Source organism: Streptomyces cinereoruber, assembly GCF_009299385.1.
In the GTDB taxonomy this organism is placed as follows: Bacteria; Actinomycetota; Actinomycetes; order Streptomycetales; family Streptomycetaceae; genus Streptomyces; species Streptomyces bikiniensis.
In genome coordinates this window covers 6,639,288-6,659,296 of the sequence record NZ_CP023693.1, presented here as the reverse complement: position 1 = coordinate 6,659,296, position 20,009 = coordinate 6,639,288, and the positions used below count along the sequence as shown (strand labels likewise).

At 69.5% G+C, this 20,009-nt stretch carries 13 protein-coding genes; 5 read left to right on the top strand and 8 right to left on the bottom strand.

From position 1 onward, the window contains the following. Positions 1–141 precede the first annotated feature (141 nt). Positions 142–1,224, top strand: a complete 1,083-nt coding sequence (locus CP977_RS30070; protein WP_152371137.1) for a DNA polymerase III subunit beta family protein — start codon at positions 142–144, stop codon at positions 1,222–1,224. A 179-nt stretch (positions 1,225–1,403) separates the two neighbouring features. After that, positions 1,404–4,706 carry a type ISP restriction/modification enzyme gene (locus tag CP977_RS34510; protein ID WP_183953259.1) on the top strand — a complete coding sequence of 1,101 codons (3,303 nt, stop codon included), beginning with the start codon at positions 1,404–1,406 and terminating at the stop codon, positions 4,704–4,706. Here CP977_RS34510 and CP977_RS30055 read toward each other — a convergent pair. The 3 genes from CP977_RS30055 to CP977_RS30045 form a co-directional block, all read right to left on the bottom strand. Beyond that, the gene (locus tag CP977_RS30055; RefSeq protein WP_152371136.1) at positions 4,701–5,120 is read right to left on the bottom strand and encodes a hypothetical protein; all 420 of its coding nucleotides are present in this window, start codon (positions 5,118–5,120) and stop codon (positions 4,701–4,703) included. The genes CP977_RS34510 and CP977_RS30055 overlap by 6 nt on opposite strands. 118 nt (positions 5,121–5,238) lie before the next feature. Next, on the bottom strand, positions 5,239–5,586 hold the full coding sequence (locus CP977_RS30050) for a deoxyxylulose-5-phosphate synthase (RefSeq protein WP_152371135.1): 348 nt from the start codon (positions 5,584–5,586) through the stop codon (positions 5,239–5,241). A gap of 171 nt (positions 5,587–5,757) precedes the next feature. Next, entirely contained in the window at positions 5,758–7,476 is a 1,719-nt protein-coding gene (locus tag CP977_RS30045; protein ID WP_229991455.1) for a competence protein CoiA family protein, read from the bottom strand. A 107-nt stretch (positions 7,477–7,583) separates the two neighbouring features. On the opposite strand from CP977_RS30045, the gene CP977_RS30040 reads away from it, so the two are divergent. Then, positions 7,584–7,952 (top strand): hypothetical protein, encoded by a 369-nt coding sequence (locus tag CP977_RS30040; protein ID WP_152371133.1) that lies wholly within the window; start codon positions 7,584–7,586, stop codon positions 7,950–7,952. Between the two features lie 30 nt (positions 7,953–7,982). Here the strand turns inward: CP977_RS30040 and CP977_RS30035 are convergent, their stop codons facing one another. Next, positions 7,983–8,444 carry an ATP-binding protein gene (locus tag CP977_RS30035; protein WP_183953258.1) on the bottom strand — a complete coding sequence of 154 codons (462 nt, stop codon included), beginning with the start codon at positions 8,442–8,444 and terminating at the stop codon, positions 7,983–7,985. Between the two features lie 359 nt (positions 8,445–8,803). On the opposite strand from CP977_RS30035, the gene CP977_RS34505 reads away from it, so the two are divergent. Both CP977_RS34505 and CP977_RS30025 read left to right on the top strand, forming a co-directional pair. Further along, entirely contained in the window at positions 8,804–9,538 is a 735-nt protein-coding gene (locus CP977_RS34505) for a DUF5753 domain-containing protein (RefSeq protein WP_483025171.1), read from the top strand. Continuing rightward, positions 9,535–9,741 (top strand): DUF397 domain-containing protein, encoded by a 207-nt coding sequence (locus CP977_RS30025; protein ID WP_152371131.1) that lies wholly within the window; start codon positions 9,535–9,537, stop codon positions 9,739–9,741. Before CP977_RS34505 ends, CP977_RS30025 begins: the two co-directional genes overlap by 4 nt. An 85-nt stretch (positions 9,742–9,826) precedes the next feature. Here the strand turns inward: CP977_RS30025 and CP977_RS30020 are convergent, their stop codons facing one another. From CP977_RS30020 to CP977_RS30005, 4 genes are all read right to left on the bottom strand, one after another. Then, positions 9,827–14,167 carry an Eco57I restriction-modification methylase domain-containing protein gene (locus tag CP977_RS30020; RefSeq protein ID WP_152371130.1) on the bottom strand — a complete coding sequence of 1,447 codons (4,341 nt, stop codon included), beginning with the start codon at positions 14,165–14,167 and terminating at the stop codon, positions 9,827–9,829. Further along, entirely contained in the window at positions 14,164–17,406 is a 3,243-nt protein-coding gene (gene drmD, locus CP977_RS30015) for a DISARM system SNF2-like helicase DrmD (protein WP_183953257.1), read from the bottom strand. The genes CP977_RS30020 and drmD overlap by 4 nt, the downstream gene beginning before the upstream one ends. A 159-nt stretch (positions 17,407–17,565) precedes the next feature. Continuing rightward, positions 17,566–18,828, bottom strand: coding sequence for a serine/threonine-protein kinase (locus tag CP977_RS30010; protein ID WP_152371128.1), 1,263 nt, complete (start codon positions 18,826–18,828; stop codon positions 17,566–17,568). 176 nt (positions 18,829–19,004) lie between these two features. Then, positions 19,005–19,925, bottom strand: a complete 921-nt coding sequence (locus CP977_RS30005; protein ID WP_152371127.1) for a serine/threonine-protein kinase — start codon at positions 19,923–19,925, stop codon at positions 19,005–19,007. Positions 19,926–20,009 lie beyond the last annotated feature (84 nt).

The following is a 20,009-nucleotide window of genomic DNA, read 5'->3' as shown; positions in this document are numbered from 1 at the left end:
CCCGCGTGGAGGGGACACGGTGCCCGCGCTTTCCTCTCAAGCCGGTTCGAGACCGGGACGGTCACGAAACGCTCCTGGACCGTGGCCGGGGTTGACCCTCGACCTTGTCGAGGGATCAGGGTTCCGAGTGTGGAGAACGACATGCGCAGCATCGGGGAGATGGCCCGGGTCGGCGGACTGGGCGTCAGCGCGCTCCGGTTCTACGACCGTGCCGGAGTACTGGTCCCCGCCTGGGTGGACCCCGTCAGCGGCTACCGCTGGTACGGGCCGGGGCAGTTGGAGGAGGTCCGTCTGCTGGCCCGGTTGCGCCGGGCGGGCATGCCGCTGGCCGACATCAGGCTCGTACTGGCCGGCTGGGCCGGCGCGGACGGGGACCTGGTGCGCGGTCTCCTCCAGGCACACCTGCGCCGCCTCGAACGGGGGCTGGCCGATGCCCGCAGTGAGTTCTCCGCACTCCGAGCGCTACTCGACCACAGGGAGCACCCCATGACCGCGCCCCGCACCACCGTCACCCGACTGTCCGTCCCCGCGCCGGAGCTGGCCGCCGCGCTGGACGCGGTCCGGTTCGCCGCCGGCACCGACACCGAGCTGCCGATGCTCGGCGGGATCCTGTTCGACGTCGAGGGCGAGGAGCTTCACCTGGTGGCCACCGACCGCTACCGGATGGCCGTCGCGCGAGCGCGCACGACCGGGCACGCCGGGTCCGGGACACAGGTGGTCGTGCCCCTTCCGCTCGCCGACGCGATGCGGGCTCTGCTGACCGGCGAGGGGGCCGCCCGGTTCACGGTGGACGGTGACCGCGTCACGCTGGAGACCGACGACCGTCAGACATCCGGCCGGAGCCTCGGCCACGAGTTCCCCGACTACCGCCGTCTGATCCAACTCCCGGCCGGTCGCCGGGCCCACGTCGACACGGCGGCCTTCAGGGAGGCCTTGGAGACCGGTCCGATCCGTGCGGGCGAAACGCGTGAGCAGGACGGCGAGCCCGTTGACCTCAGCGTGCTCCGGGTGACGGAGCAAGGAGCCGTGCTCGTGTGCGACGACGGTGACGACGACCGGAACGACGTGGCCGTCAACCGCGATTTCCTGCTGCACGCGCTCACCGCCGGAGCGCGGGACGGACTGATCCTCGAAGTGGGCGCGCCCACGGCACCGCTCGCGATCCGCCGGCCCGACGACGAGGGCGCCTTCTCGCTCCTGATGCCGGTTCGCCTGGAGGACTAGCGACTGTTCCGGCGAGCGTGCGTCCGGCACGACAGGTGCCGTCCGTAGAACACCTGTCGGGGGCGCACCTCGGCCGATCTCCTGCACGCCCCTGCCCAGGGGGACGGCACTGTCCCATACTTCGCCTGAGGGGTCGGTCCCGGATCTCGTCCGGGGCCGGGGCGATGGGGGGACGATCCATGGCTGACGCACGTCTTCAGTGGCTCCAGGAGGCCGTTTCCGTCTACGGCGCGGAATGCAAACGGAACCTGCTGGGCCCGGGTGACCGCGAGGCGGCCATCCGCACTCCTCTGGAGCAGCTGTTCCGCACGATAGCCGCGCACCACGCCCGCCCCGAGATCGGCTGGTACCCGGAGACCCGCATCCCGCACCTGGGGGTACGGCCCGACTACGCCGTACGCGCCGGCAGGGACGTGACCGGTTACATTGAGGTGAAGCGGCCCGGAAAGAGCATCGATCCGAACTCCTTCACCGGTCACGACAAGCGGCAGTGGGAACGACTGCGCGACCTCCCGAACCTGCTCTACACCAACGGCACCCATTGGCGCGTCTTCCAGTACGGCGTGCAGATCGGTGACGAGGTCACGCTGTCCGGGGCCTTGAAGAGCGCCGGGGAGAAGCTCACGGCCTTCGACCTCGCCGCCTTCGACGCACTGGCACAGGCCGTGCTCTGCTGGAAGCCGCCGGAGATCCGTCGCGTCTCGGTACTCGTCCAGCACATCGCTCCGCTGTGCCGCCTGCTGCGCGAGGCCGTGCGGGAACAACTGCGCGCCGAAGCCGGGCTGAACGCCGCCGACTCGACGGTCGAGCGCCCTTTCACCGGCCTCAGGAGCGACTGGCGCCGACTGCTCTTCCCCACGGCGGACGACGCGACCTTCGCCGACGGTTACGCCCAGACCGTCACCTTCGCGCTGCTCCTCGCCCGCACCGAGCACATTCCGGTCACCGGCACGAGCTTCCACGAGATCGGTCGCCGTCTCAACGCGGGTCACGCCCTGATGGGCAAAGCCCTCCAACTGCTCACCGACAACGTCAACGAGCGGTTCGAAGTGACCCTGAACCTCCTCTCCCGTACCGTCGCGGCCGTCGACTGGGAGACCATCCGGCAGGGCAACCGTGACGCCTACCTCCACCTCTACGAGTCGTTCCTCTCCGTCTACGACGACAGCCTGCGCCAGCGCAGCGGCTCGTACTACACCCCGCACCAGGTCGTCGAGGAGATGGTCCGGCTCGCCGAAGAGGTGCTGCGCACCCGCCTGGGCAAGACACGCGGCTACGGCGACGAGAGCGTGCACATCGTCGACCCCGCGATGGGCACCGGCACGTATCTGCACACCGTCATCGAGCGGGTGGCGCGGCAGGCTGCCGAGCGGCACGGCGACGCCATGGCGCCCGACGCGATCGGCCGGCTCGCCGGGCGACTGTACGGTTTCGAGCTCCAGATGGGCCCGTTCGCCGTCGCCGAACTCCGCGCGGCCGACCTGCTGAAGAAGCACGGTGCCCCACTCCCGCCGGGCGGCCTGAACCTCCACGTCACGGACACGCTCGACGACCCCTACGTCCAGGAGGAGCAACTCGCCTCGACGTACGCGGCCCTCTCCGTGTCACGCGCCCGCGCCAACCACGTCAAGGCCAACGTCCCCGTCACCGTGGTCATCTCCAATCCGCCGTACGACGACAAGGCGGAGAACCGCGGCGGCTGGATCGAGAAACGGATGAAGGGGCAGGGCCGTCCGCCCCTGGACGACTTCCGGTATCCGGGCAACGGCCGTTACGAGCACGCGCTGAAGAACCTGTACGTCTACTTCTGGCGCTGGGCCACCTGGAAGGTCTTCGACGCCCATGGGGACGACCGGCACGGTGTCGTCTGCTTCATCACGCCGTCGGCGTTCGCCACCGGCCCTGCCGGGCGGGGCATGCGCGAGTATCTCCGCAGAACGTGCGACGAGGGATGGATCATCAACCTGTCGCCGGAGGGACAGCGCTCGGACGTGGCCACCCGCGTGTTCCCGCATGTCGCCCAGCCGCTGTCGATCTGCGTGTTCGTACGGCGGGCGGATCACGACCCCGGCCGTGCGGCGCGCATTCACTACCGGGCGCTCCAGGGCAAGCGGGCCGAGAAGTTCGCCCGGCTCCGAGAGGTGAGCCTGGACGACGGGGGCTGGCGGGACGCGCACGCGCAGGGGGTACGGCCGTTCACTCCGGCGACCTTGTCGGGGTGGGACGACTACCCGGCGCTGGAGGACCTGTTTCCGTGGGGCAGTCCCGGCATCAAGGCCAACCGTTCCTGGGTGAGTTCACCGTCCCCGACAGTTCTCGTGCGCCGCTGGGCACGTGTCGTCGCAGAGGACGATCCCGAGGTCAAATCCATCCTGTTCAAAGAGACACGAGACCGCCGGCTCAGCACGCGGCCGACGAGCCTGTCGGGTTTCCCGCACCCTGACCGAAGCATGGAGGAAGAGAAGGACGCGCAACCAGCACTTCTGCGGATCTCCCTGCGCAGTTTCGACCGTCAGTGGCTCATCGCCGACAATCGGGTCCTCGACTTCGCGCGGCCCGACTTGTGGGAGTCCTTGCAGCAAGGGCAGATATTCCTCAACCAACAGAGCAGCCACGAGATCGACAGCGGTCCCGCACTGGTGGCGACCGCGCTGTTACCGGACACCCATCACTTCAACGGCCGGGGCGGAAGGGTGCACCCCGTGCTCCATCCCGACGGCGGCGCCAACGTTCCCACGGGGCTGCTCCGGTACCTGGCCGGTGCTCTCGACATGGACGAGCCGACCGCGCACGACCTCGCCGCCTACGCCGTGGCCGTCGCCGGGCACGGGGGCTTCACGGAGCACTTCGACGAGGACCTGCTCACCCCTGGCGTCCGGTTGCCCCTCACTCGCGACCCGGCGTTGTGGAGCGAAGCGGTCCGCGTCGGTCGCGAGTTCCTGTGGGCGGCGACCTACGGCGATGCCGGCACCCCTCCGGGCGGGCAGGAGCCGAACCACGAGAGCGTCGCGTTTCCGGTGGGAGACCCACGACAGGTGCGGTACGAGACGGGGATCGGCTCCATCGTGCCGGACACGCTCGGCCATGACGCGGAAACCGGCACTCTGCGCGTAGGTCCGGGGGTGTTCACCGGTGTCCCGCCGGAGGTCTGGAACTACGAAGTCGGCGGGATGAACGTCGTCAAGAAGTGGTTCGGTTACCGGAAGGCCTCCCCCACCAGCCGGAAGACGAGCCCGCTCGACGACCTCCACGTCACGTCGTGGCCGAAGGAGTGGACGGAGGAGCTGATCGACCTGTTGTCAGTCCTTCGGCGGGTGGTCGACCTCGCGCCCGTACAGCAGGCGCTCACCGCGAAGATCGTGAGTTCACCGGTCGTCACCGTCACCGACCTCATTTCGGCGGGCGTGCTCCCGCCGCAGCCCGGGGCCGCGCGCGCACGGCGCCGCGTCGTCCTGGACTTCGGCCCGCCGGACGAGTCATGAGCGCCCGGCGCCCGTCTCCCCCGTACGGACGTAGGACTTCGCCTGTTCCAGGGTCCACGTCCCCTCCGCGAGACGTCTCAGAGCGAGTCCGGCGGAGCGGGGTTCCGCGCCCATGGACACGGTGTCGGCGAAGGCCGCCACCGCGCTCAGGCGCGCCGTCAGCTCGTCGCACTCCGCCGCACGCAGGGTCGCGGCTCCCAGCGGAGTGAGCGCGAGGGTGTCCGGGTCGCCGTCCCGGCGCTCCACAAGGCCGGCCCACACCAGGGTGGGCAGGGCGTCCCGGATCTCGTCCGTGTCGAGGTCTCGGGCGAGATAGGCCTCTGGCGCGCCTTCGGGCGCCGGGAGGTCACACAGGTCCAGTTCCTGCAACAGATGTTGTTGGAGCGGCGAAAGCTGGCCGCTGGGAACGAGCATGTTCCCAGTATGACCCGTGCCGTGCACGACGACGGTGACGACAGCCAGAAGAACGCGATCGTCCGTCGCGGGTTCCGTCACACGCGCCGGAACCGGTTCTCGTCCGCTGCCGTTCGTCTCAGCCGCGCGGTGGGGACGAGGGCACCTCGTACCGTACGAGTGACTTCGCGAAGGGCTCGCCGCTGCGCCGGGCGTACGTCATCCGCTCGCGGACCTCGCTCAGGGTGCGGGGGCGGTATCCGGGGCCACCGCAGCAGCTCTTGTGGAAGCGGACGCCGGCGTGCAGCAGCACGGACAGCGTCCGCCAGGCCGCGGTGTCCCGGCGGCGCGGTGCTGCGAAGGCGGAGCCCACGTGGATCAGCGGCTGCGCGCAGCGGGGGCAGACCCGCTGTCTGTCCCTGTCGTAGGGCTGCTTGTACGAGGCCCGGCAGGGCAGACAGACGTAGGAGGTCTTCGCGTGGGCCATGCCAGGAGGGTAGGCGCCACCCGGGCGGAACTCGACGGGTATTCGGCGTCCACCATGAACGCGAGGTGGTGCCGGTCTCCGCCGGTGCGACGTGGAAGGCAACACGGCGCCTGGCCCAGGGACGATCCGCACCAACGGTGCGGACGACGGCGCTCCCGGCGGGAACACCGGTCACTTCGGCTTCTTCTCCGGTCGGGCGTCGTCGACTCCGGGCAGGGGGCGCGCACCCTGCAACGGGTTCTTCGCCTTCTTTCCCTGCTGTCGCTGCTGAGTCTTCTCGACTCGCGCCGACTGCTTCACGGCCTCGGTCTTCTTCGCAGCCGCGATCCTCATGGCGCGCCGACTCTTCTTCGGCTTCTGCGCCGGTGTGTCCGGCCGGCTGTCCAGCCAGCGGCGAGTGGCCGTCATCTCGACGACCAACTCGGTGCGCTGCGGTTCCGGCAACCTCGTCAGCGCCTCCTCCGCCAGCGCCATGAGGGCTGCGGCGTACCTGGGTCTGGGGCCACGTCTCTGCCGTGCGCCGCGCAGCGCATGCCCGATCTCGGCATCGCCGGGAGCCCTGGCGAGGTCCCCCGGCTTCGGCCGGGCCGTGGGCTGTCGAACCGGGCCTCCCTTGACATGGACGATGGTCTGACGCTGAGCGGGCTCCGTACTCTGCTGTGCGGCGAGCTGACCGTCCAGCGTGAGCGCCAGCCGCGGCGGAGCCGTGCGGGACGGTACGCCGTACACGGCGAACGCCCGGTCCGCCTCACGCTGGCACCATCGTCTGAGCACCGCCGCCGTCGCGGGAGTCCCACAACCGACAGCAGCAGCCACGTCCCCCACGTAGGGCGGCGGGTCGCTCTCCCCGGTCCTGATCAGCGCCGACAGCAGCGGGCTCCCCTCCCTGCCGCAGGCCTGGTCCACGGCGGCCAGCAGACCGACACGGTCCGGGACGGACAGCCCGAGCAGGTCGCTTCCGGCGCTTCGGGCCAGCGCCTCCCAGGTGGGCCGGGTCCGGAACCCCGCCGCGCTCACCAGCGCCTCCTTCAGCGCGAGCACCTGCTCCTCGCGGGACCGCCGCACCGGCGCCGCCGCACGCCTGGCACCCGTCTCGGCGGTCGGGCCGGGGCCCGCACGCCGGCGCGGCTCCGCTCCCGGGACCCGGAGCCCCGCAGGAGTCATCGCGCAGGCGTCGAGGGGCACCCAGTCGGTGCTGCGCCGCGGGTCTTCCGCTCTGAGACGGATACGCCGTACGGCACCGTGCGTCTCGAAGCGGAAGCGAAGCAGGTACCCGTACTCGTCATACAGCTCCTCCATGGTCTCCGGCTGGGCCGTCCCCGGGCCGAAGACCCAGTCGAGGGTGGCCGCGTCGCTGGAGAGCCTCTGCCGGGCCTGCTGCCACTCGGCATGCGCGAGCTTGCTGAACTGGAAGCGCACATGCTGCCTGGCCTCACCCACCCGGAAGTCGACGGCGTCTCCGGGCCCGGTTCCGAGATCGCGTGAAGTGGCCCGTCCCTTCAGCCTGTTGCGCCCGGCCCACGCCGCGAGGTCGTCCTTGATGAAGAGGTGGTCCGCGCTGGCCGCGCCGGTGGCCGTACGGTGGCAGGAGGTGTGGGGTCGGTGCGCGAAGTGGCACACCTTGTCGCGGTACAGACGGTCCGACAGCTCGTTGCCGCAGCCACCGAGCTGGGTGCCGCACCAGTAGGTGTAGGCGGGGTGGCGTCGGCGCCAACGGGTCAGTTCGTCGGCGTCCGTCGGCAGGATGATCGCGCGTCCGGAGTTCCGGCTCCCGATCACCGCGGTCTGTACGAGCCTGCCGTCCGAGCCGATCATGAATTTTCCCCCGGACCGCGTGCCTGCCTGCCGAGAGGGCGGGCGATGGATGACCGCCACCAGTATGTGATCCATGTACTGAGTTCACAAGAGGTGCGTGCCCAGTTCGGGCATTCGGTCCGCGATCGGGCGGGCGGTGGCGTAGTTTCGGCGCTCATCGGATTCCGAGGCCGGGAGGGCACATGCAGAAGGGCACGCTGGAGTACGAGCAGGCGCTGGACGCCATGATCGAGATCCTGCGTTCGCGGGCACGCCAGGGCGCGGCGCTCATTCCGTACGGTGACCTGAGCAGCGAACTGAGGCGGCTCGGTCACCATGTCCCCGCCCACGAGGGCCCCATGCCCTACCTCCTGGAGGACGCCTCGGTCCGGGAAAGCCCGGACGGATCGCTGCCCCTGCTGTCGGCGCTCGTGGTGCTGAAGGAGAGTGGCTGGCCGTCCGGCGGCTTCTTCAAGCTGGCGCGACGCGCACCGTACAAGCGGGCGGGCGACGACGTGCTGCTGTGGACCCGGGAGATCGAGAAGCTTGCGGAGCACTACGCCGATCGCTGACGGTCCCCTCCGCTGGAGGCGAAGTGGGCGTCACGAGCCCGAAGTGCTGAGCGGCACCTCCGCCCAGACGGTCTTCGTGTACGCGTCGCGGACCGTGCATCCCCAGCGGTCGGCGTAGGCCTGGACGAGGAGCAGTCCACGGCCCGAGGTCTCGTCGGCGGGCTGTGTCACCCCGGTCGGTGGGAGGCGTTCGGGGCGGGTGTCCGTCACCTCGACGCGGAAGCGGCCGGGCAGGAGGAGCAGCGTCAGCCGGAAGTCCCGGCCGGGGAGGCTGCCGTGGCGGACCGCGTTGGACGCCAGCTCGGCGGTGACGAGAGCGACGGCACGGGCGGGGTCGGAGTCGTACGGGAGGCCTGTCCACTCGGTGAACTGCTGCACGGCGAACCGGCGGGCGAGGCGGGCGCCGCGCCTGGTTCCGCTGAAGCGCAGGGCCAGTTGGCGGACGGGTGTGAGAGGCGGCTTGGTCTCGCCGGTGAGCTGATGGTGAGTCACAGGATCAGCGTGGCGGGGTGGATGGCCTACCGACCAGGTACGACGGCCGTACGGCGTTCTCGTCGTACGGAGTGGGCGAGCGGCTGCGGGCTTGGTTGTACGGGTCTTGTACGGGCGTTGTACGGGTCCGGTGCGTGTCCCGGTTCCCGCGCGTCGCGTTGGACATGAACCGGTGGCGAGTGCGGCCGTGGGCGGGGCGCGGAGCGGGACGGGAAGGGCGTGGGGCTGTGAAGGCGGTACGGGACGTATGGGACACGCGGACGGGGCGGGCCGCGAAGGCGAAGGAGGAGGGCCCCGACCTGCCGGGCGAGTGGTCGGCGTACGGGGTGCTGTTGCAGTACTTGCTGAAGCGGGCCGGGTTGAACCAGCAGCAGCTCGGGGACGTCATGGGCTACTCGCTGGAGCAGGTGGCCTCGGTGGAGCAGGGGCGGCGGCCGGCGAAGGCGGCGTTCACGACGGCGGCGGAGCGGGCGCTGGAGGCGGGCGGGGTGCTGGAGGCGCTTCAGGGGGAGGTGGATCGGGCGAAGCTGCCGAGGTTCTTCAGGAACTTCGCGCTGATCGAGGCGGAGGTGGTGAGCCGGTTCGACTATGAGCCGCTGCTGGTACCGGGGCTGTTGCAGACGGAGGCATACGCGCGGGCGGTGTTCGCCGGACACTCTCCGCCGCTCGGCGAGGAGATCATCGACCAGCACACGGAGGCGCGGCTGAATCGGCAGAAGCTGCTCACGCGAGTGCCGCTCGCCGAGTTGTCCTTCATCATCAATGAGGAGGCGCTACGCGATCCGGTGGGCAGCCCGGAGGTGATGCGTGCACAGTGGCAACGGCTACTGGAGGTGGCCGCGTTGCGAAACGTAGAGGTCCAGGTCATGCCCGCCCAGCGAGGCTTCCACCCGGGCAAGAACGGTCCGTTCGTGGTGGTGGAGACGCATGAGCACAAGCACCTCGGGTACTTCGAGTCCCAGGGCGTCGGGTGCGTCGTCTCAGAACCCGCCGAGGTCAGTACCTTCGCCTTGCGATATGGCAAGCTGCGATCACAGGCCTTGAACGTCGATGAGTCTGCGCGGCTCATCGAACGGATGCTGGGAGAAACATGAGCGTGGAGCGGATGGCCGAGCACGTGGACGGGCTGCGCTGGTTCAAGAGCAGCTACAGCGGATCGGACGGCGGCAACTGCGTGGAGGTGGCCACCAGCCTGGACGCCGTGTACGTACGGGACTCGAAGGCCGTGGGCGGCGGGCCGGTGCTGCGGGTCGGCCGGGGCGAGTGGGCGGCGTTCGTGGCCCTCGCCGTGGAGTAGGGCCGAGTACGGCTTCTGAGCGCAACGACGGGCTCGGTCATGTCACTTGCGGTGACGTGACCGAGCCCGTTGTCATGCTGCCGGCTCAGAACAGGGCGCCCTCAACGCCCTCCCCGAAATCCGACCCACCTCGCGCGGCCAGCTGCTCCTTGCGCTTCCGGACGGCCTCGGGAGACGGCGGGGGGAGGTCGGGGTGCTTCTCTCGCGCCTTCTTCTCCGTCACGCCCTTGTGCAGGCCGAGGTGAACCTCGTCGGCGTACGCCTGGTGGTTCAGCTGTCGCAGGCGGTCGATGATCTCGGTCCGGGCGAGAAGACCGATGGTGTAGCGAATGCCCTGGTCAGTCTCGTGGAAGCCGTGGTCGAGCGGGTACGTTTCGTAGGTCGAGTTGGAGGGTGGCGTCTGCCTCGTATCGTCCAGCAGGTCATGCCAGCCGTAAGCCTCGATGATGATCTTGTCGGCCTCCTCGTGGATGTGACGAAGTTCGACGATATCCTCATCGTGACACTGGGGACTATGAAGCAAATTATAGACGGCAGTCAACCCCACCTGACGGGTCAACATTAGATCGCGGCGATATGAATCCAATCGGACGCCAACGGAACGGAGTTCATTTAGGACCGACGGACGAACGAACGTTTCGAAAACGTCTGTAGACGTGTAGCGCAAATCACCCTTCATTGTGGACGCACAATCAATCGCCCACCAATAATGAGGAGAACTGCTCAGGACAGCCAGCAACCCGGGATCACTGGAAGCAAACACAACCGTTGCCTCACTAAATACCGCACCAGTCGGAACCATCACAGGCATGACAGTGTGCGTATGACGAGTAATGACCATGCAGCGATCGAGAGGGGCAAGAGCCGCCGTCAAAGCAGGTCGCTTCTCCGCGTAATGCCAATAGCGTTCAGGGAGTGGCTTCCGCAGAACATAGGAACCATCCGGCTTACGCCGCTGACGCTCAGGTTTCACCTCCTTCTCAAGTTTCGAAAAGGCCTTCGGAAATTCACGCGCTCGGCTTTCCGACCAGTCGCGAAAATTGATAACCCAACGAGCGCTGAGATGCTGTGGGTCATTATTGATATCCTGTCCGTTCAAGTACGGGAACAGAACTTTCGCGTAGCGGTCGTCCTCCGCGATCCATCCCCTTGCTTCACCTTCAGATAGCGTGAACCCAAGGCCGAGAACGATCGATCCCTGAAAGGACACCCCACCGTTCTCCTTCAGCGACTCCACCCACGAATCCTCACGCGTCGCGGGATTCAGTGAAGTAGAAATTCCCTGCGGGGCAATCGAATTACCCAGAAACCGGCTTGCTTTTTCCGAGATGGGCTCCTTACTAGTCCACACTGCACAGTATTCGAGCACGGCAGATCGCGATGGCCATGGTGCACTCTTGATGGCGCGATGAATCACGACTCCGCCCCTCACCAACTCATCGAGTCCAACCTCTCGCGTGTCACCTTGAGCTAGCGTATTCGTCGCGATGAGCCCTGATTGCCCAGAATTGCACAGCAAAGCGTGGGCACGTAGCTCAAAATAGGCAACCAGGTCCGCACTACCCCGCTTGCCGTTAGCCAGGTTATCCACTAGGCACTCACGGTACGCTTCGCCCATTGCGCCCGTAAGTTTCTGCCCGCCCAAAAACGGTGGATTACCTACAATCGCATCAAACCCACCCCTCAACGAAAAAACCTCCGGAAACACCAACGGCCAATGCACAGGCCGTCGCTCCAACGCCCCTTGCGGCAGCTCCGCCCCCAGCCACTCCTCCGCCGTTTCCCGAGCCGCCCGCACCACCTCGGAGTCGTCCTCGACCCCGTCCTCCATGATCCGCTGCACGATCCAAGCAGCCCGGGGGAACAGGTCCCGGACCCGCTCCCCGCCCTCCTCCTCGTACCAAGGCACCCGTCCCGAAGCACAAGTAGCAATGGCAGCACCCGCAATCAGGTCGCCCACCAGCCGCAGCCGCCGCGAGTGTCGGTTGACCTCCTCCAGCCGTGCCCGCTTCTCCTGGAGCGCCGGCAGGTCCACGCCCTTGATCGCGGTGATCGCCAACCGTTCCCGCGTCAGCTGGTCCACCAGCTGACGGGCCTGCTCGGCCAGGACGTCCGTCTGTCCGTTCGGCTTCATGTGAACCGACTGGATCTGCTCCATGTTGTGGACGCCGAGCAGCGAGTCACCCGCCACCAGCCGGTCGTCCAGGAACGTGAACGGTCGTCCCGGGTCCATCGACACCAGCCACAGCGACAGCTTGGCCATCTCGACCGCCATCGGGTTGATGTCGACGCCGTACAGGCAGTGCTCGATGATCTGGCGCCGCGCCTCGACCACCACCGAATCCTGCTCCGCGTCCGCCGCCGTCACCGCTTCCACGGCTCGGCCCGCCCGGTACGCCATCGCGTCCGCGCGGCCCTCGGACTCCCACGCCTCGATCAGTCGGTCGGCCAGGTAACGGCACGCCGCCACCAGGAACGCCGCCGAGCCCATCGCGATGTCCGCGACCTTCAGGTCGAGGATCTGGTCGGCCGACTTCAGGCGCCACTCCCCCGTGTCCGCCGTCTGGAGCGGGCCTGGCTCGTACACCAGGGGCTCAAGGGCGTGCAGCACGACCTCCTCCGCGAGGAAGCGGGGCGTGTAGTGCGTGCCCGTGTTCTTCCGCAGGGAGGACTCCGTGACGTACAGCGCGCCGTTCGGGATGACCGTCGGTAGTCCCCGCAGGTCGTCGCGGAGGATGCCGACGAACGGCAGGAGCCGCTCCGTCAGCGCCGGGTCCTTCGTCACCGCGTTCAGCCGGCGTCGTGCCTCCGTCGCGTCCTCCGCCCCGAGCGGAGCCAGCTTCTTCTCCAGCTGGCCGACCGTCGCGGGGGGCTTGGGGTCCTTCCACTTCTCGTGGACGGACTTGGCCAGTGCCTTCACGGAGCCGCCGGCCTTCGCCGCCAGCGACTCAAGGTCCCGCAGGGTGACCTCGTGTTCCAGGCCTTCGGGGCCGATCAGGCCCACCATGTGCTCGGTGGCCCGGCGCCCGTCGAACGACAGCAGGCCCTCGTACACGTAACCGATCTGCTCGACGTCCAGGGCGCGGAAGCTGAGCGTGCGGACCTCGCGGTCCTTGCCCTTGCCGACGCGGACTTCCTGGACGGCCTGGAGCATGTGCAGGACCGTGCGGTCGTCGATCGGGAGGAGCGGGGTGGTGCGCTCCAGCCACGGGTACTTGTCGGGGTCGAAGATCGAGCCGTCGTACGCCGGGAGGTGGAAGCCGGAGCCGGGGTGGTCCACTCCCCCGTGCACGGCGTGGAAGAGGGCGATCAGGCGGTGCCACGCCGACGTCGTGTGCTCGAGGGACGTCTCGCCCTCCTCGTCCGCCCGTGCCTTCAGCTCGTCGCGGAGGAAGCGGGCGGAATAGGAGCGGGCGTACACCTCGTTGTCGGCGGGGAGCAGGCCCCGCTCCTCCGCGAAGAGGAGGAAGACGACGCGCATCATGACCGCGACCGCGCCGCGGTAGACCTCGCCCGCGCCGACGCCGAAGGCGTGCAGGCCCGGTGCCCCGTGCTCGACCGCCCGCACGTCCGCGCGCCCTATGGCGTCGACGAGGAGTTCGACGGCCTGGCGGACCTGGACGCCCATCGCCTCGGTGACGTCCTCGCCCGCCGCGAGGCTCGCCTTCAGCAGGCCGACCAGCGTCTCGGCGTCGTCGTACTCGAAGAAGCGGCGGCGGCGCAGCAGGGACACGAACGCGCGGACGACGTTGCGCTCGGCGCGCTCGTTCCAGCCGATGGAGTCGAAGACGGCCGTGGTCGTGACGCCGCCGAGCGGGGCCCAGACCAGGCACCACCAGCGGCCGTCGGTGACCAGGCCGAGCGGTACGCCGTGGTGGCGCAGGAGGCGGGCCAGGCGGTCGGCGGGGGCCGCGGACCAGTCGCCACCACCGCCGGCGCGGGCCGTGGGCGCCGTACCGGCCGGGACCGTCATGCCGAGCAGGCGTACGCGCTTGGCGGCGGACTCCACGTCCGGTTCGACCGCGAGGTCCGTGCCCGGTTCGATCAGCGCGAAGTCGGGGCGCACCTCGGTGTTGTGCTCGGCGACGCGCAGGGTGAGACGGTCGAGGCCGTGGTGTTCGGCGTCGCCCTGGCGGAACGTCAGCGCGTCGTCCCAGCCCAGCAGGCTGCGGAGCACGTACGCCACCCACTCGTCGCGGCCGGCCGTCGTGTCCGTCTGCCAGTCGGCGTGGCGGGCGCGGAGGCGGGCGCGCTCGTCCTTCTCCAGGGCGTCGAGCTGGGGCCAGGCGCGCAGGAGGATGGGCATGGTCAGGAAGGGGCCGGAGACCTCGGTGAGGTCGAGCCACTCCTGGTGCTGCCGGCGGCCGTCGACGGCCTGGGCCTTGGCTGCGGCTACTCCGGAGCTCATGGGGCGGCGGGGGCTCATCGGCGGGCTTCCTTTGCGGGGATCACGAAGACGACGGCGGCGGGGAAGAGGTGGGAGCGGGGCTCGCGGTAGCGGGCGGCGATGGCGGCGAGTTCGCGTTCGCGTTCGGCGGGGAGGCCTTCGAGGCGTTCCTGCCAGCGGCGGCGGTCGTCCTCGAACTGGCGGCGCTCGTGGCCGGTCAGCTCGTGGGTGGAGAGCAGTGCGAGCTGTTCGCCCTCGCCGTCTCCCTCCTCCTTGAGCTTGGCGCGCAGGGTGTCCTCGAAGCGGGCGAGGGTCGCGGTGATGCGGCGTTCCTCCTCCGCCCGGCGGTCGGCGAGCCTGCTCTCCAGTTGGCGGCCGAGTTCACCGGCGCGGGCCTCCAGGGACCGGTAGAGGGGGTCGCGGAGCTTCGGCCAGGCCTCGGTGAGTTCCCCTCGCAGGTGCGGGGCTGCCTCGGTGCCGTCGGTGAGTGCCCGGGAGAGGACCCTGCCCTGTTCGCCCACCGACTCCCAGCGGCGGAAGCGGCCCGTCTCGCCGAACCAGCCGCCCGCGTACAGCACTTCCTCGTGGAGGCGGGTGCCGTCGGTGCCGACGAGGACGTACCGCGCGTAGGCGGAGACGAGGGTCGTGGTCACGGCCGGGTCGTCGGAGACGACGGCGGTGACGCGGTGGAGGTCGATCAGGTCCGCGTTCCAGACGGCGGCGGTCAGCAGACGCGTGGAGAGGGCCACGAGGGGGTGCTTGAGGTGGGCGAGGACCACGTCGTCCCTGCCCTGGGCGGCCACCGCCGGGGAGAAGGTGAGCGGGCGCTGCTCGCCCTCGCGGAGCTTGTGGGCGAGGCCGCGGGTGGCTCGCTCCCAGCTGCCGGACAGGGGCTGTACGTCGAAGAGGTCACCCGGCTCGAAGTCCTCCGCCCGCAGCGTGGACGGCAGCAGTGGCGGCTGGTTGTCCAGGGCCAGCGCGGTGTCCACGACGCGCTTGACGTTGGCCGGGGTGAGGCCGAGGAAGCCCACCGTCTCGTCGTACTGGTCGGCGAGGCGCTTCGTCTGCGCGGTGACGTTCTGCTCCGGGGCGACCTCGCCGCCCGTGCGGCGGCCCTTGATCGGCCGGGGCTTGGCGTTCTCGATGTCGATCGGCGCGGTGTCGCCGGTCATGCGGCGCTGGACGGCGTCGGCGAGGACGGCGTTGACGGAGCCGAGGTCGCGCTCCATGCGCGCGACCTTCTTGGCGACCCGGGAGAGGAACTCCAGGTCGGCCTCGTACGAGCCGGCCTGCGCCTGCTGCCAGCCGGAGCCGATGAAGTGGGTGATCTCCGGGTCGTGCTTCTGGCCCCAGCGGTCGATGCGGCCGATGCGCTGTTCGAGCTTGTTGGGGTTGAAGGGGATGTCGTAGTTGATGAGGCGGTGACAGTGGTTCTGGAGGTCGATGCCCTCGCCGGCGGCGTCGGTGGCCAGGAGGATGCGGACCTGGCCCTCCGCGCGGGACGGATCGGCCTGGAAGCCGAGCCGGATGCGCTCACGTTCCTCGGCGGACAGGCCGCCGTGCAGACGCTCGACACGGCCTCCGTCCGTGAGCTTCTCCTGCTGGAGGAGATCATGGAGCCACTTCTGGGTGTCGCGGTACTCGGTGAAGACCACGACCCGTTCGTTGGTCCACTTCTTGCCGTCGGGGCGGCAGACGGCCTTCAGTTCGGCAATCAACGCCTCGGCCTTGGAGTCGGGCGCGGCCTCGTGGGTGAGGGCCCAGCGTTCCATCTCCTGGAGCAGGTCCAGCTCCCGGCCGTCCTCCGCCGGTGTGAGCGAGGTGGAGCGGGTCAGGGCGTCGTCCTCGGCGTCGGCCAGGCCCGTGTCGTCGAGGTCGGCGACGAGGTCGGCGAACTCCTCCAGCCAGTCGGGCACGTCGGCGGCGGCGGCGCGGCCGCGGGCGGGGCCGGCGTCCTCCAGGTGGGAGAGGTAGACCTGCACGGTGTGGAGGAACGCGGCCGGGGAGGAGAAGAGGCGCTTCTTGAGGAGCAGCGTCACCAGGTCGGCCGCCCGGCGTCCGCCGCGGGCCTTCGGGGTGAGCTTCCTGCGGCGCTGCTCGGCGAACTCCCCGAGCAGCCGGTGGACCGCGCGCTCCTCGGTGGTGTAGTCGACGGGCAGCTCACGCTGCTTGCGGGTACGGAAGCGGGGCGTGCCGTCGGCGTTGGTGACCGTCGACTTCAGACGTCGCACGACGGTGTCCCTGAGGGCCTCCTTGTCGGGGTCGACGCCGCGTGCGAAGCGCTGGTCGTCGATGAGCTCGAGGAGCGCTGTGTACGACTCGGGGTAGCCGTTGTGCGGGGTGGCGGAGAGGAAGAGCCGGTGCTCGAAGTGCGGGACGAGGCGCCGAATCAGCTTGGTCTGCTGGGAGTCGACCGCGTACACCTGCTTGGGCGCGGCCGGGGCGACGTGGTGGGCCTCGTCGAGGACGAGCAGGTCGAAGAAGCGCTTGTGCTCGCCGTCGGAGCTCTCTTCGGGGGCACCGATGACCTCGTCGAGGAGGCGCTGGGCCTTCTGGCCGCGCAGCCAGGGCAGGGAGACGATGGTCAGCGGGTGGACCCGGAAGGGATTGGCGGCGGTGCCGTGGGTGCGCCGCAGACGGGCGCAGTGCTCGGAGTCGACGATGGTGAACTCCAGGCCGAACTTCTCGGCCATCTCGTCGCGCCACTTGAGGGTGAGGCCGGCCGGGCAGACGACCATGGTGCGGCGGGCCCGGCCGCGCAGCATGAGTTCCTGCACGACGAGGCCGGCCTCGATGGTCTTGCCGAGGCCGACGTCGTCGGCGAGGAGGAGGTTGACGCGGGGCGCGCCGACCGCCCGGGAGACCGGCTCCAGCTGGTACGGCTCGACGGCGACGCCGGAGCGGAACGGGGCCTGGAGGGTCTTGGCGTCGGCGGAGGCGACGGCGGACCAGCGAACGGCGTCGAGAAAAGCGGCGAGACGGTTCGGGGGGTCGTAGGAGCCGGTGGAGGCATCGGGCAGGGAGCCGGCGGGCAGGACGCGGCGACCGGGCTCGACCTCCCAGATCACGGAGAGTGTGTCACCGAAGCGGCCGTCGGCGACGGACTGGAGATGAACCAGAGTCGCGGGGCGCCGGTCCTCCTCGTCGTGGGACACGGCCGGGGACGGCTCGACACGGGCGACCACCCAGGACTGACCACGCACCTCGACCAGGTTTCCCTCTTCGGGGAGCGACTGCGCCCCCGTCCGCTCGGTCTCGCGCTGAGCTGCTGGCGTCATGGGCGCTATTCCCCTCGGTGTTCACCTGCCGTCGTCCGTAGACAGTGTCTCGTGTCCTGTCTCCCCTCCGGAACGACGTGACGGCAGGCTAACATGAGCCTTATCGTGTGAACAGAGATTACAAACAATTAAGCCGGTGGTACTAACCGCCGATGGCTCTCAACCCATGCGACGCAGTCGCTCCAGCAGTCTCCGGCTCCGTCCGCGCACGGGGTCGGACTCGGGCAGGACCGCCTCCTCCTCGTCGGCCAGGCGCCGGAGCAGTTCCTCGGCAGCGCGCCTTTCCCCGGTGCGGACCAGCAGGACAGCGATCTCATAGCGGGTGTCGAGGACGGCGGAGTGGCCCGGCCCGAGCAGGCTGCGCTGTTCGGCGAGTACGGACTTCAGCTCGTCGAGGGCCTCACGGGTGCGGCCGAGCGTCCCCGCGCACAGAGCGGCTCCGGCCCGGGCGGCGAGCACGTCCGCGCGGTCGAGACCGGGGCCGTCCATCAACTCGCGGTACTCCTCCAAGGCGTGCGCGGGACGCCCCGCCCGGCGCAGGGCGGCCAGTTCGGCCAGCCGCGGGTGAGCGGGCGCGGTCCCCGCCGCGCGAGCCGGCCGGGGAGCCCAGGCCGCGAGCAGGCCGGCCACCTCCTCGGCCGAGCCGGGCCGGTCCTCGGGCTTCTTCTCCAGCAACCGGTCGACCAGCACCCGCAGGCCGTCCGGTACGTCGGGGCGGCGGTCCGCGAGCGGCGGAACGGGGTCGTTGGCGTGCTGGTGGTAGAGCATGAACGGACTGGCGTCCACGAAAGGGGGAGCTCCGGTGAGCAGTTCGTACAGAACGCACCCCAACGAGTACAGGTCGCTCGCGGGCACGGTCCGCCCGACGGCCTGCTCGGGCGCCATGTAGACGACCGTGCCGGGAGTGGCGTCGGCAGCGGTGAAACGGGTCTCGCCCGGCTGGGGCTCCAGAGCCGCGGCGACCCCGAAGTCCAGGACCTTGACCTCCCCGTCGGGGGCCAGCATCAGGTTCGACGGCTTCAGGTCGCGATGCACGACCCCCTGGCCGTGGGCGTAGGACAGCACCTCGGACACACGCCGGGCCACATCCGCCGCCTGCTCGACACGCAGAGGGCCGTCGTTCTTGAGAACGGCGTCCAAGGCCCGGCCCGGGACGAGATCCATGACCAGATACAGCTCGCCCTCGTGGTTTCCGTGATCGTGGACGGCGGGAACGCCCGGGTGCCGCAGGCGAGCGGTCAGGCGGATCTCGCGCAGGAACCGGCGCTCCAGCATGCTCGGTTCGGCCCCGCGGCCACGGGTCGCGAGGAGCTTGACGGCCACCTCGCGGTCGCGGTCACGGTCATGTGCCGCCCAGACGACGCCCATGCCGCCCCGGCCCAGCTCGTGCGTCAGCTCGTACCGCCCCAGGCTCCACCGCATCGCGCCCCCCAGTCCCGGCACCCGCCGCGCCCACCGCCTCCCGCGGTCGGGAGCCTCACGGCACAGCGGCCGACCGGGTCATTCTGTCACCGGTCACGTGGCTCCGGTGCCGCCCGTGACCGGAAAGTGCGGACTACAACGATCAGGATGGCTTCCAGGCCCGGTGACACCTTCGCTCACAGGGGCGTCGGGCCCTGGGGGACCAGGAAGGGGCGGCGCGGGTCCTCCGGAGGAGTCCTCCTGAGGGCCAGCCCGGGATCCGGCTCCGGCAGATGGGGGGCCAGAGCGGCGTAGACCTCGGCCGCCGACGCGGGACGGTCGTCGGGCCGCTTGGCCAGCAGTGCCGTGATCAGGTCCTGGAGATCCCCGGGCACGCGCACCCCCACGTCGGCGACAAGGGGCGGGGTCGAGGCGAGATGGCTGGAGGCCAGCAGCGCCGGCTGATCCGCGGGAAAGGGCGTCTCCCCGGTGAGCATGTGGTGCAGCAGGCAGCCCACGGCGTACAGGTCGCTGCGGCCGTCGAGCCGGTCCCGGCCGGCCAGCAGCTCGGGAGAGGCGCAGATGAGGTTGCCGATTCCCTCGCCGGTCGCCGTCAGCCGCGGGTCGGTGTCGCTGAGCAGCTTGACCAGACCGAAGTCGAGGATCTTCACGACACCGTCGCGGCGGACCATGACGTTCTGTGTCTTGAGGTCGCGATGCACCAGGTCCGCCGCGTGAACCGCGGAGAGTCCCGCGCACAGCTGGGCGGCGACGGCGACGGCGGAGGAGACGTCGAACCGGCCGCCCTCCTGCTGGTCGAAGAGGTACTCGAGCGTGATGCCGTCGATCAATTCCATCACCAGGCAGCAGATGTCGTCCGCGCTCGACGCGTCGAAGACCGTGGCGACGTTCGGGTGATCAAGACGCGCGGCAGCCCGCGTCTCCCTGCCGAACCGTGTCAGCGCGGCGTCACGGCCGCTCGCCACGGCCAGCAGTTCCGTGGCGACGGTCTTCACCGCGACGGGCCGTTCAAGAGGGAGATCACGCCCCCGCCACACATGACCCATGACACCTCGGCCCAGTACGGACTCCAGTCGATAGCGGTCATGGATCACCATTCCCGGCGCGGGACTCCACATATCTGCCGACCTCCACATTCCCTGCACAACCGAATGGAACGTACATGCTGTGAACAAAGTCAA

Bases quoted from the DNA above. Each gene is read 5' to 3' on its own strand.
- CP977_RS30070 (WP_152371137.1), top strand. From the start codon at position 142: ATGCGCAGCATCGGGGAGATGGCCCGGGTCGGCGGACTGGGCGTCAGC.
- CP977_RS34510 (WP_183953259.1), top strand. From the start codon at position 1,404: ATGGCTGACGCACGTCTTCAGTGGCTCCAGGAGGCCGTTTCCGTCTAC.
- CP977_RS30055 (WP_152371136.1), bottom strand. From the start codon at position 5,120: ATGCTCGTTCCCAGCGGCCAGCTTTCGCCGCTCCAACAACATCTGTTG.
- CP977_RS30050 (WP_152371135.1), bottom strand. From the start codon at position 5,586: ATGGCCCACGCGAAGACCTCCTACGTCTGTCTGCCCTGCCGGGCCTCG.
- CP977_RS30045 (WP_229991455.1), bottom strand. From the start codon at position 7,476: ATGGATCACATACTGGTGGCGGTCATCCATCGCCCGCCCTCTCGGCAG.
- CP977_RS30040 (WP_152371133.1), top strand. From the start codon at position 7,584: ATGCAGAAGGGCACGCTGGAGTACGAGCAGGCGCTGGACGCCATGATC.
- CP977_RS30025 (WP_152371131.1), top strand. From the start codon at position 9,535: ATGAGCGTGGAGCGGATGGCCGAGCACGTGGACGGGCTGCGCTGGTTC.
- CP977_RS30020 (WP_152371130.1), bottom strand. From the start codon at position 14,167: ATGAGCCCCCGCCGCCCCATGAGCTCCGGAGTAGCCGCAGCCAAGGCC.
- drmD (WP_183953257.1), bottom strand. From the start codon at position 17,406: ATGACGCCAGCAGCTCAGCGCGAGACCGAGCGGACGGGGGCGCAGTCG.
- CP977_RS30010 (WP_152371128.1), bottom strand. From the start codon at position 18,828: ATGCGGTGGAGCCTGGGGCGGTACGAGCTGACGCACGAGCTGGGCCGG.
- CP977_RS30005 (WP_152371127.1), bottom strand. From the start codon at position 19,925: ATGGTGATCCATGACCGCTATCGACTGGAGTCCGTACTGGGCCGAGGT.